The sequence below is a fragment of the Flammeovirga yaeyamensis genome, assembly GCF_018736045.1.
Taxonomy (GTDB): Bacteria; Bacteroidota; Bacteroidia; order Cytophagales; family Flammeovirgaceae; genus Flammeovirga; species Flammeovirga yaeyamensis.
The window spans coordinates 782,304-794,992 of record NZ_CP076132.1 but is presented as its reverse complement, the minus strand read 5'-3'; the positions used below and the strand labels follow the sequence as shown (position 1 = coordinate 794,992).

The window sequence follows — 12,689 nt, the reverse complement described above, 5'->3', positions numbered from 1 at the left end:
TAAATCCGGGGCTTATGATATGAGGTTTTATTGAATTATGGGACATCCTCTTTTTTTACACTACCCCATTCACAAATTCAACTAAATCTTCCCCTTTTTGTAAGCCTAGTTTCTTCCTCAAACGATATCGAGAAGTGTTCGCACTTTCTGGCGATATCCCCAATAGTCTAGACATTTCTTTACCAGTAAAGTTCAGCTTCACTAGAGCACATATTTTCAAATCGTAGGTACTTAAGTTTGGATATTTATCTTTTAGATTCTCAAAGAAGTCTTTATTGGCAGAGGTAAATCGATGTTCAAACTCCAGCCAACTCGTATCTTGATTGACTTTGATGGAATTGAGTACAGATCTCAACTCTTTACTTCCCTCCTTCTTTTGAAGTTCTTTCAGTTTATCTTTTACAGTAGCCAACACCTCATCTTTAGCAATAATTTGAAGTGTCGATTGCGTCAATTCTTTATTCTTGATAGCTAATATTTGATCGTTTTTCTCCTTTTCCAAATGCTGTTTCTCCACCATCATTCGACGCTCATTTTTATAATTTTTCTTCATCAGTCGAATTCTCGTAAATACCAACCAAGTGATAAAAACGAATACTAAAGTGAGGATACCAATCGACAACCATAAGATTTGCTTCTCTTGTGTAACATTCTGAATCTTCTGCTGAGTAATGATTTTTTGTTGTTCTTGTTCCTTCTTTTTGTAGACATCATTAATCTCTAACAAAAATCGGTTATTCTCACTCTTGCTACTATATAACCATTGATCTAATGTATAAGCCGCATTTAAATAAAATAAGGCGGCCTTCTTATCATTTACCTTGTTTAATGCGGTAGATAGCTTTTTATAAATATCAGGTACAAAGTTGATATGTGCTCTATATTTCATGGCAGCATCCGCAGAATGTAAATAGTTTTTTATGGCCTTTTCATACTGATTTAACTCCATAAACATATCAGCATACAATGAATAAAAAACTACATGATAACTTTTTACTTGTTGATCTTCAATTTTGGGTAAGATTTCATCAAATAGTTTTTGTGCCGATGAATATTGTTTGCCTTCTGATAATAAATATGCTCTTTCTGACTTTACAATTAGTTCCGAAAAATCACCTTCAGTAGGAATCATCAAACAGCTGTCAAGATAGGTATTTGCTTGATCAAGATTTTTATCATAACGGTAATGTACAGCAATCACAAAATAGTTTTTCCTAAGGTTTATTTTCGGAACTTTTCCTTGATTTACAAGTAAGCGATTTATTTCCAATGACTTTTTATAGTAAGTCAATGCTTGATCTCTCTTCTCATAAAGGCTATAAAGAATCCCCATTCCATCGTACACTCTTGCTCTTAGTTCAAGATTTTCTCTTTCGTCCAAAAGATCTAAAGCCGACCAATAGGAGGCATACGCTTTTTGATAATTTACTCGATTACAATACAATTCGCCCAATTGAATTCTGGTCTCTACTTTATCAAAAAATGATTGTGCATCAAAGTTCTTTTCTAAAGATTGAATTAAACTATCGTTTTCAATTCCTTTTAAAAATGATGGTGAAATTACTTTTCTAGATTTAATATCAAGGTATTCTTTTCCAAGAATATCATTTGATAAAAACGAGAGAACAATCAAGAGATTAAAAAATACGCACAGTCTATCAGTATATATTCGATTCATTACGCTGTCTAGTTACAATCTGCTTTAAATATCATTTAAGTAAAGTTTTCTTCCAATTTTATTGATGTAAAAATAACACTTGTCTATAGAGAGTCTATACATCTCTTACCTAAATATATGTAAATAATAATCATATTGACCTTACTAAATTAATAAAGTGGTCACGCACTTATCTCGGAATTACCATCAAATGACTTTTTCAAACATGAAAGAAAAATTTATTTTTTTCTCACTTCTTGCTATTCTATTGGGAACATCTTCCTGTTCTACCAAAATGCCTGAAGAGGTAAAACTAGCTTATGAGGAACTTCCTCAATCATTAAACTTCAATAAAGATATTAAACCTATTTTATCGGATAAATGCTTTGCTTGTCATGGTCCTGATAATGGAAAAATAAAAGGTGGACTCCAACTGCATACTTTTGAGAAAGCGACAGCAGAACTTACAGAATCAAAAGGTAAATATGCTATTGTTCCTGGGTCTCCCAATAAAAGTGAGGCGATCAGAAGAATATTAAGTAAAGATCCAAACGAGGTGATGCCCACTCCTGAATCTCATCTTAGCCTAACTGATGACGAAAAAGCTACTTTAATTAAATGGGTAGAAGAAGGTGCTCAATACGAACCACATTGGGGGTTTATGGCATTAAAGACATCACATGTTCCCAAAGGATTAAAGAATTGGGGTTATAATGATATCGATAAATATGTTGGCGAACGACTAAAACAAGAAAAGCTAAAACCAAACGAAGAGGCGGACAAGGAAACTTTATTAAGACGTGTCTCTTTAGATTTAACTGGCATCTCACCAACTATAGAAGAGATCAATCAGTTCGTCAACGATAAATCACCTGATGCTTACGAAAAGCAAGTAGAACGTTTATTGAACTCTAAGCATTATGGTGAAAAGATGGCAACCGATTGGATGGATGTTGCCCGATATGCTGATACGCATGGATATCAAATTGATCGACCAAGAGATATGAGTCCTTGGAGAGACTGGGTCATTGCCTCTTTCAATAATAATATGTCCTATGATCAGTTTATCACATATCAATTGGCTGGAGATTTATTACCGAATCCTACCAAAGAGCAAATATTAGCTACGGGTTTTAATCGTTTACACCCTCAAAATGCCGAAGGTGGTATTGTAGATGAAGAATTTAGAGTGGAATATGTTGCGGATAGAACTGCAGTATTAGGTCAGGGTTTAATGGGATTGACTTTGGCTTGTGCCCGTTGTCATGATCATAAATATGATCCCATTTCACAGAAGAATTACTATGAGTTTTATAGCTTCTTCAATAACATCAATGAAACAGGTCAGATTTCTTGGGATCCCGATGATATTCCTGTTCCGACAATGATGTTACCTACCAAAGACCAAGAAGAAGTGATTGCTTATCTAAAAAAACTATGTGATGATAAAGAATTACATCAAAAACAAGTGATCGCTCAAGAAACTCCTTTAGCCAAAAAATGGGTAGAAAATAACGGCTATCAGAAAATCAGTAAAAATACACTGTATAGGAGTCGTGTTGCCGAGTTTAAATTAAACAATAGTTTAGTGAACTCGAAGACCGGTAAAAAGGCGAAAATGGATCGTCAGTTTTCTTATAATGAGGTGGCGAGTTATACCGATGGTAAATTCGGCAAAGGTGTATTATTAAATGGAGATGCTTGGATTGATTTAAAACCTGTTGGTATCTACGATAGAAATGATCCTTTCAGCATCAGTTTGTGGGTAAATATTCCGAAAGATCTAAAAGAGGGCGTGATTTTCCATAAGAATCAAGCGGTAATGCTTCACTCCATGAAAGGCTATACTTTGTACCTAAAAGATGGAAAGCTTCAAACCATATTAGCCCATACTTGGCCTGAGAATGCCATTATCAACAACTCGAAAAATGATATTCCAAGAGATGAATGGGTGCACCTATGTATGACTAACGATGGACGCAGCAAAGCGAATGGTATAAGTTTATATATCAATGGTGAAAAGACTGAAATGGAAGTGGAGAAAGACAACCTTACGAAGAGTATCATTTTCCATGACTATGAAGATATTATTTATGCTCATCCTATTGAAAAAGGGCTTCAAATTGGTGCTCGATGGAGAGGTTTAGGATTGAAAAACTCTAAGGTGGATCAAATAGATGTTTTCTCTAAAATGCTTACTCCTTTAGAAGTAAAACAACTCTACAGCCCATTATCATTTGATAAATTACTAGCAAAAAATCATACAGAATTAACTCAAGATGATCGTCAGCTATTGGTGGATTATTTTATTCATGAGGAATCGGATAATTATCAAAAAGCGGAACAAGAGTATTTGGCGGAGAAGAAGAAATTGGATTTCACTTTAGATACAGTTCAAGAAGTGATGGTAATGAAAGAGATGGAAACACCACGTCAGGCTTATATTCTGGAAAGAGGTGTATATGATAATTACGGTGAAAAAGTGTATCCAAATACACCATCAAGTATTCTTTCTTTTTCTGATGAGCTTCCTAAGAACCGATTGGGATTGGCTCGTTGGCTCACTGATCCCAAGCACCCTTTAACGGCTCGAGTGGCTGTCAATAGATACTGGCAAAACTTCTTTGGTCAAGGTATTGTAGAAACTACTGAAGACTTCGGTAACCAAGGAAAATTACCTTCACATCCAAAGTTATTGGACTACTTGGCTAACTCTTTTATTGATAATGGATGGGATATCAAAAAGTTGAATAAAATGATTGTGATGTCCTCTACCTACCGTCAAAGCAGCTTATGTTCTGATGAAATGAGGGAGAAAGACCCCGATAACGTTTTGTTGGCTCGAGGTCCTCAATTCCGTTTAACTTCAGAAATGATGAGGGATAATGCGCTTATGGCAAGTAATCTTTTGATCAAGGAAGTTGGTGGTAAATCGGTCCACCCCTATCAACCTGATGGACTTTGGGTCATGAACGGAGGTAAATATCAACAAGGACATGGAAGTGAGTTGTATAGACGATCGCTTTATACCATTTGGAAAAGAACTGTCCCCAACCCTACGCAAGCTACTTTTGATCAACCTGACAGAAGTGAGTGTACGGTAAGACGACAAAAAACAAACACACCCCTTCAAGCATTGGTGCTATTAAATGATCCGACCTATATCGAAGCATGTAGAAAATTGGGAGAAGAAATCGCTCTACACGATAAGTTAGATGTAGGGATCAAGAAGACCTATAAGAAACTGACTGGCAAAAATATCTCAGACAAAGAGCTGAGTATTTTAATGGGGGTGCATACCAAGGAAAAAGAACGTTTCGAAAATCATCCCGATAAAACAAAAGGGTGGCTCACTATGGGGCATTATCAAGTAGATGATAAACTATCGAAATCTACTGTGGTGGCCAATGCTATTGTGGCCAGTGTAATCTTAAATTCAGACGCTACTATTACAAGAAGATAATCATGTGCAATCATCATAAAAAAATTAGATCGAACAATAAAGACCTTCAATCTGTCGAAAAGAAAATGGATAGAAGAAAGTTCCTGCAAACCACTTCTATGGGGTTAGGAGCAGCAGCGCTAGGTTCTTTATTTGGAATGGATAAATTGTTCGCAAAATCAAATCCTCAACCAAAAGGAATTGAAGATATTATGTCTTCATTGCCTCACTTTATGCCAAAGGCGAAACGTGTGGTGTACTTATTCCAAAGCGGAGGTCCTTCTCAATTCGAAACATTTGATTATAAACCCAAATTGATGGACATGTTTGGACAGGAATTACCCTCCTCAGTTCGACAAGGTCAGCGATTGACTGCCATGAGTGCACAGCAATCGTCTTTACCCATTGCTCCATCAAAATTTAAGTTTAATAAGCATGGTAAATCTCAAACTTGGGTGAGTGAGTTGTTACCACATACAGCAGAAGTGGTGGATGATTTATGTATTATCAAATCGATGTACACTGAACAAATCAACCACGATCCTGCGATTACTTTTTTCCAAACTGGACATCAATTGCCAGGTAGACCTTCTATTGGTTCATGGTTAAGTTATGGCCTTGGATCAGACAATAATAACTTACCTTCTTTTATAGTACTGACTTCTGGTAATTCTGGTCAGCCGCTGTATTCAAGACTTTGGGGAAATGGATTCTTGCCGACCCAACATCAAGGAGTACAATTTAGATCGGGTAAAGACCCTGTATTGTTCCTCAATAATCCAGAGAATTATCATCACGAAGACCGTGAAGATATGTTGGCTTATTTAAAAGATTTAAATGAGGTGCAAAATTCAGCTTTCGGAGATCCTGAGATTGATGCTAGAATCAAACAATATGAAATGGCCTTCAGAATGCAAACTTCTGTTCCTGAAGTAACCGATATGTCTGATGAACCTGATCATGTCTATGACATGTATGGTCCGGATAGTAGAACACCCGGAACGTATGCTGCCAATTGTTTAATGGCACGTCGCCTTTTAGAAAAAGATGTGAAGTTTATTCAATTGTACCATAGAGGATGGGATCAGCACATCGGTTTACCTGGTGGAATTAAGAACCAATGTAAAGCCACTGATCAGCCCACTGCGGCCTTCATCAAAGACTTAAAGCAACGCGGTTTATTAGAAGACACTTTAGTGATTTGGGGTGGAGAATTTGGGCGTACAGTATACTCTCAAGGGAAATTAACCGCCAATGATTATGGTCGAGATCATCATCCTAAATGCTTCTCGATGTGGATGGCAGGAGCTGGTGTAAAGCCTGGTATTACCTATGGTGAAACGGACGATTTCAGCTACAATATTGTAAAAGATCCTGTTCATGTTCACGACTTCCATGCTACCCTGATGCACATTATGGGGATCGATCATGAGAAACTCACTTTTAAACATCAAGGACGTCGATTTAGACTAACTGATGTTCACGGTAATGTGGTGAAAGATATTTTAGCTTAATTGACTATCAAATAATTATTTGAAATGAATTCTAGAAGAGATTTTTTAAAGAAAAGTGGAATCGTATTAGGAGGTGCCTTATCCACTCCTCTGTATAGCTTCAATATTCTAAAAGGAGCAAAAAAAAAACAAGAAATATTAGGTCATGGTGACTATCAATATAACTTAAACCGAGATTGGGCAAAGATCAGTAGCGTAAGAAATCCTTTATTGAATTGTCATGAAATGGTGATGGACTCTAAAGGTCGTTTAATTATGATGGGTGATCATACCGACAATAATATCCTCATTTTCGATAAATCAGGTAAGCTTCTTGATTATTGGGGAACCGCTTATCCCGGTGGACATGGTTTGACATTGTCTCAAGAAGGTGAAGATGATTTCCTCTATCTCACCGATTCAGGCTGGTATTTAGACCGTAGAGGCAAAATGATACACCATAATGGTAGAGTGACTAAAACAACAACAGATGGTCAGGTCATCTTTGATATCGGACATCCACAAACTATTGGTATTTACAAGCCGGGAGATCATTTCTGTCCTACAGAAGTAGCAGTAGGTCCAAATGGAGATATTTATGTGGCGGATGGGTATGGTAAAGATTTTATCATTCAATACGATCAATATGGTAAGTACATCAGACACTGGGGTGGACACGACAACAAAGACAATAACTACAACTTGGTCAATGCCCACGGAGTCACTATCGATAATCGTGATCCTAAAAATCCACTTTTATGCTGTTCATCAAGAAATGAAAGTACTTACAAATGGTACACTTTGGATGGCAAATTCGTCAAGAAGTTAAAGCTCACCAACATGTATATGTGTAGAGCGGTATTCGATGATCAAAACTTATATGCTGGCGTGTGTTGGTCTTCTCCTACTAATGCTGGAGGATATGATTGGACAAAACATACTGGATTTGTTACTATTCTCGAAGGTGATAAAGTGGTTTCTAACCCTGGAGGTACTGCTCCAAAATATGAAGATAACGGCGAATTAGCACCTTCTTTCCAATTAGAACATAAACCTATTTTCCACGGCCACGATGTATGTGTGGATGAGGATAAGAATTTGTATGTCTGTCAGTGGAATGCGAATAAGACAGCGCCTTTGATGCTGGAGAGAGTGTGATATTAGGTAGCAGGTAGCAGGTAGCAGGTAGCAGGTAGCAGGTAGCAGGTAGCAAAGTTAACGCTCGTTTTTAACTAAGAAACTAAGAACTAAGGAACTAAGGGGCAAACAATTGCTATGTGGATAGAGTATCAAAAGCCCAGGAATTTATTCCTGGGGATAGTTTTTTAGACATTATCTGAATTTAATTTCAAATGGATTTTTCAAACTTTTCAATATTTATAGGTCGTTTTCATCCTTTATTGGTGCATTTGCCCATTGGCTTTTTGTTGTTGGCGATGATCTTTGAGGTGGCGACTAGATTTAAGTGGTTAAAGGATACTCAAAAGGTGATATCATTTACTCTTTTGGTGGGTGGTATAAGTGCGGTAGGTACTTGTATTTTGGGTTATTTATTGGGGCAATCGGGAAGTGATTATAATGAGACTACTTTAGATAATCATCAATGGGGTGGTATTATCACTACTTTGATAGCATTTGGGTGCTATTTCATCAAAAATAAAAAGTTGCATCCTTTTATATATCCTTCCCTATTGGGATTATTAGTCGTGGTAATGTCTTATACTGGGCATCTTGGAGGGAACTTGACACATGGATCAACTTATCTAACTCAATATGCACCCATTCAATTTGGGGATGATGATGTAGAATCTTATGCAGTGGCAACTACTCCTGAAGAAGTCATTGTCTATGGTCATTTGGTGAAACCTATTTTGGAAATAAAGTGTACGAGCTGTCATAATCAAGATAAAAAGAAAGGACAGTTATCACTATCAAGTAAAGAGGACATTCTAAAAGGTGGAAAAAATGGTGCTTTTATCGTTTCTGGTGATGCTGAGGCTAGTTCATTCATTCAAAGAGTCAGCTTACCCCATGGACATGAAGATATTATGCCTCCTGAAGGAAAGAAAGGTTTAAGTGATGATGAGATTGCTTTAGTAACACTATGGATTAATCAAGGTGAAGGCAGTTTCGATACGCTCTACTCAGCACTTGATATTCAAGAGGAATTACACGCCTATTGTATGACAAAGTTAGGTTTTGTAGCTGCCCCAAAAGATCAAATTACTTTAGCTGAAATTCCACAAAGCAACATCAAAAAATTAGAGGAAAAAGGATTTCAAATTAGGGAATTAGTACCTGGAACAAACGCATATGATATTACTCTTCCAATCAAAACAAATCAAGCCAAAGAATTATTACATAAATTATCAGAAATAAAAGATAACATCGTTTGGTTAGACCTCAAGGGACATCATTTGGATGATAAAAGCGTGAAATTAATAGCTGAGTTTAGTGAATTGAGAAAACTTAATTTGAGTAAGAATCCAATTACAGATAAAGGCGTGAAATCACTTCAACAGTTAAAACATTTAGAGGTTTTGAACTTACACTCTACAAAGATCACAGAAGCTAGTTTGGCGTATTTTGAAGGACATGAGAGTGTGAAGAAGATTTATTCTTGGAATAGCTTTTAAGGAAATGAAAAGTTAAAAGTGAAAAACGTATAATGTAATGTTTACGCAAGATGAATAAACGTGTAATCTCAATGTAAAGAAACGATTAAAGAGGTTGGATAAAGCCTAAATCAACTCTTTACACGAACTACTTAACATCTCACGTTTTTCACTTTTAATTTTTCATTTTTAACTTAAAAAAAGCTCCACATATTTCACCATTCAAAACTCAAATTTTGAATCAAAAAAAAAGCCCTCATTATTAAAAATGAGAGCTTTTTTGCCTTACAGCTTTATTTCTTATTAACTGCCTGCAAGTGCTTCTGCACCGCCAACAATTTCTAGGATTTCGTTGGTAATTGCTGCCTGACGAGATCTGTTGTAATCCAACTTCAATGCTTTCAATAAGTCTCCAGCATTTTCAGTTGCCTTATCCATCGCCGTCATACGAGCACCATGTTCTGCCGCATTCGAATCAAGTAAGTGCGAATAGAAGTTTACCTTAAGTGTTTTAGGAATCAATTCTGATAAGATTTTATCTTTCTCTGGCTCAAAGATATAATCAGCTTCCTGACCGTTATCTTCTTGCTCTTCAGTATTGTTTTCTAAAGCGAAAGGTAAGAATTGTTTAGCTCTAACGATTTGTGTTGCCACATTTTTAAATTCGTTATACACCATCACAACCTGATCAAACTTTCCTGAAACATAGCCATCCATAGCATATTCAGCAGCTTTTCTAGCACCATCAAAGTCAAGGTTATGGAACAAGTTCATAAACTCGTTATTTACTTGATGACCTCTTCTTCTGAAGAAATCGGCTCCTTTAGAACCAACTGCTAGCACTTCAACTCTACCTGCTTGATGTTGTTTTGAGTATTCCTCATTGATCAAACGAGTAGCTTCTTTTTGAATATTCGAGTTAAAGGCACCTGCCAAACCACGGTCTGAAGTAACTACAATTACAAGAACGCTATTCACTTCTTCACGAGCCTCAACGAATGGGCTAGAAAAATCAGTACCAAGTGCCGCAGTAACGTTTTCAAGGATAGACGCCAACTTATCAGCATAAGGACGCATACCTGTTACACGGTCTTGTGCTCTACGCATTTTTGCCGCAGAAACCATTTTCATGGCTTTTGTGATTTGTTGCGTTGAGTCTACAGAGGAGATTCTCTCTTTTACTTCTTTAAGACTAGCCATTTTCTAATGAGTAATGAAAGTGAATTAGCAATAGTAATTTATAAATTACCATTGCTAATTGCATATTATAATTAAGCCTTGTGGTTTTGAGCTACCTCTTCACCTACTTTCTTAAACACTGCAATGTGATTATCGCCCCACTTACCGGCAGCAATTTCGTCCATTACATCTTTGTGTTTAGTTTCAAGAACTTCTAAGAATTCGTTTTCAAAAGCTTTCACTTTAGTTTCTGCTACAGGGTCGGTAATACCGTTTGAACCTGCCCAGATAATAGCGATTTGCTTTTCAACAGTATATGGAGAGTACTGTGCTTGCTTCAAGATCTCTGTGTTCTTACGACCACGATCAATTGTAAGCTTAGTAGCTGCATCCAAGTCAGAACCAAATTTTGCGAAAGCTTCTAGTTCACGGAACTGAGCAAGGTCAGTTTTCAATTTACCAGATACTTTCTTCATACCTTTGATCTGAGCGTTACCACCTACACGAGAAACTGAGATACCTACGTTCATCGCTGGACGGATACCTGCGTTGAAAAGGTTAGTTTCTAAGAATACCTGACCGTCAGTAATTGAGATCACGTTTGTAGGGATATATGCTGATACGTCACCTGACTGAGTTTCGATAATTGGAAGGGCTGTTAAAGATCCACCACCTTTTACCAAATGCTTGATAGACTCAGGCAAGTCGTTCATGTTCTTTGCAATATCATCCGATGTGTTGATTCTAGATGCACGCTCTAATAGACGAGAGTGAAGGTAGAATACGTCACCTGGATATGCTTCACGTCCTGGAGGACGACGAAGAAGAAGTGAAACCTCACGGTATGCTACCGCTTGTTTCGAAAGGTCATCATAAACTGCTAATGCAGGACGTCCAGTGTCACGAATGAACTCACCAATTGCTGCACCTGCGAAAGGAGCAAAGTATTGCATTGGAGCTGGATCAGAAGCGTTCGCTGCAACTACAGTAGTATAAGCCATTGCACCTGCTTTTTCTAATGCCTGAACAATAGTTGAAACAGTTGATGCTTTTTGACCAATTGCAACATAAATACAATATACTGGCTCGCCTTTATCGTAAAACTCCTTTTGGTTGATGATTGTATCAATCGTCACCGCAGTTTTACCTGTTTGACGGTCACCAATAATCAATTCACGTTGTCCACGACCGATTGGAGTCATAGAGTCAATTGACTTGATACCTGTTTGCATTGGTTCATCTACTGGCTGACGGAACAATACACCTGGAGCTTTACGCTCGATAGGCATTTCGTATAAATCGCCTTCGATTTCACCTTTACCGTCGATAGGGTTACCTAACGCGTCTACAACACGTCCAAACATACCCATACCTACTTTAATAGATGCAATACGTCTAGTACGTTTTACTGTATCACCCTCTTTGATATCTGTGTATTTACCCATAATTACGGCACCTACATTATCTTCTTCGAGGTTCAATACCATACCTACGACACCTGATTCGAATTCGATCAACTCGCCAGCTTCTGCATTAAGCAAACCGTAAATACGAGCTACACCGTCACCTACTTCCAATACTGTTCCTACTTCTTCTAAATCCGAAGAAGCTTTGAAACCTGTAAGTTGTTCCTTCAGGATCGCAGACACTTCGTCTGGTCTTACTTGAGCCATTTTTGTATCTGGATTTGAATTTTGACTATTCTTTATTAAAAAAGTATCACTCACATTTGAGGATACTCAAAAAATTAATTGAAAGCTACTTTCAATTGTTGTAACTGAGACTTCACTGAGCAATCCAATTGCTTGTCGCCAACAGTTAAGATATAACCACCGATAAGAGAGGCATCTACTTTTTCTTCCAATACCACTGTCTTACCAGTAGATTTTGTCACCTTCGCAACTAATGCATCTTTAGTAGAAGCATTTAGAGGAGTCGAAGTAACTACAGTAGCTCTTTGAATATTTTTTACTGCATCAAATTCTGCTTTGATGGCAATAACGATTTCATATAAAGCCGAAGTTCTGTTCTTTTCTACCACTAGGTTGAAAAGTTTATTTGTAAGATCAGTTACCTTAGATGAAAAAATTTCCTTAAGGATAGCTGCTTTTTTCTCAGCTTTAATGATTGGGCTACTCAAAGCATTTGATAGTTCACGGCTACCTTCAATAGTAGACATGATCAACTCTGCATCAGCATACAACGCATCCTGATTTCCTTCTTGGGAAGCTACAGAGACAAAAGCTTTTGCATAACGTGTTGCTACTCTAGATTCTGCACTCATGGTTATGATTTATATACAG

The 12,689-nt window shown here is 37.2% G+C and carries 8 protein-coding genes; 4 read left to right on the top strand and 4 right to left on the bottom strand.

All coding sequences use genetic code 11. The features are described from left to right. Positions 1-55 precede the first annotated feature (55 nt). Positions 56-1,678 (bottom strand): tetratricopeptide repeat protein, encoded by a 1,623-nt coding sequence (locus tag KMW28_RS03075; RefSeq protein ID WP_169664944.1) that lies wholly within the window; start codon positions 1,676-1,678, stop codon positions 56-58. 205 nt (positions 1,679-1,883) lie between these two features. On the opposite strand from KMW28_RS03075, the gene KMW28_RS03070 reads away from it, so the two are divergent. The 4 genes from KMW28_RS03070 (at position 1,884) to KMW28_RS03055 (ending at position 9,228) form a co-directional block, all read left to right on the top strand. Further along, positions 1,884-5,120 (top strand): DUF1553 domain-containing protein, encoded by a 3,237-nt coding sequence (locus KMW28_RS03070; protein ID WP_169664945.1) that lies wholly within the window; start codon positions 1,884-1,886, stop codon positions 5,118-5,120. 2 nt (positions 5,121-5,122) lie between these two features. Further along, positions 5,123-6,613, top strand: coding sequence for a DUF1501 domain-containing protein (locus KMW28_RS03065; RefSeq protein WP_066210207.1), 1,491 nt, complete (start codon positions 5,123-5,125; stop codon positions 6,611-6,613). A gap of 24 nt (positions 6,614-6,637) precedes the next feature. Further along, positions 6,638-7,750: an NHL repeat-containing protein gene (locus KMW28_RS03060; protein ID WP_169664946.1), complete on the top strand. Its 1,113-nt coding sequence runs from the start codon at positions 6,638-6,640 to the stop codon at positions 7,748-7,750. 194 nt (positions 7,751-7,944) lie between these two features. Then, positions 7,945-9,228, top strand: a complete 1,284-nt coding sequence (locus tag KMW28_RS03055; RefSeq protein WP_169664947.1) for a c-type cytochrome domain-containing protein — start codon at positions 7,945-7,947, stop codon at positions 9,226-9,228. A 282-nt stretch (positions 9,229-9,510) separates the two neighbouring features. Here the strand turns inward: KMW28_RS03055 and atpG are convergent, their stop codons facing one another. The 3 genes from atpG to atpH form a co-directional block, all read right to left on the bottom strand. Further along, entirely contained in the window at positions 9,511-10,407 is an 897-nt protein-coding gene (atpG, locus tag KMW28_RS03050; RefSeq protein ID WP_066210211.1) for an ATP synthase F1 subunit gamma, read from the bottom strand. 71 nt (positions 10,408-10,478) lie between these two features. After that, complete coding sequence (atpA, locus tag KMW28_RS03045) at positions 10,479-12,059, bottom strand: F0F1 ATP synthase subunit alpha (RefSeq protein ID WP_169664948.1); 1,581 nt, start codon at positions 12,057-12,059, stop codon at positions 10,479-10,481. 74 nt (positions 12,060-12,133) lie between these two features. Beyond that, positions 12,134-12,670 carry an ATP synthase F1 subunit delta gene (gene atpH / locus KMW28_RS03040; protein ID WP_066210213.1) on the bottom strand — a complete coding sequence of 179 codons (537 nt, stop codon included), beginning with the start codon at positions 12,668-12,670 and terminating at the stop codon, positions 12,134-12,136. Positions 12,671-12,689: the final 19 nt, after the last annotated feature.

Excerpts from the sequence above, each read along its gene's own strand:
- KMW28_RS03075 (WP_169664944.1), bottom strand. The coding sequence starts at position 1,678 with ATGAATCGAATATATACTGATAGACTGTGCGTATTTTTTAATCTCTTG.
- KMW28_RS03070 (WP_169664945.1), top strand. The coding sequence starts at position 1,884 with ATGAAAGAAAAATTTATTTTTTTCTCACTTCTTGCTATTCTATTGGGA.
- KMW28_RS03065 (WP_066210207.1), top strand. The coding sequence starts at position 5,123 with ATGTGCAATCATCATAAAAAAATTAGATCGAACAATAAAGACCTTCAA.
- KMW28_RS03060 (WP_169664946.1), top strand. The coding sequence starts at position 6,638 with ATGAATTCTAGAAGAGATTTTTTAAAGAAAAGTGGAATCGTATTAGGA.
- KMW28_RS03055 (WP_169664947.1), top strand. The coding sequence starts at position 7,945 with ATGGATTTTTCAAACTTTTCAATATTTATAGGTCGTTTTCATCCTTTA.
- atpG (WP_066210211.1), bottom strand. The coding sequence starts at position 10,407 with ATGGCTAGTCTTAAAGAAGTAAAAGAGAGAATCTCCTCTGTAGACTCA.
- atpA (WP_169664948.1), bottom strand. The coding sequence starts at position 12,059 with ATGGCTCAAGTAAGACCAGACGAAGTGTCTGCGATCCTGAAGGAACAA.
- atpH (WP_066210213.1), bottom strand. The coding sequence starts at position 12,670 with ATGAGTGCAGAATCTAGAGTAGCAACACGTTATGCAAAAGCTTTTGTC.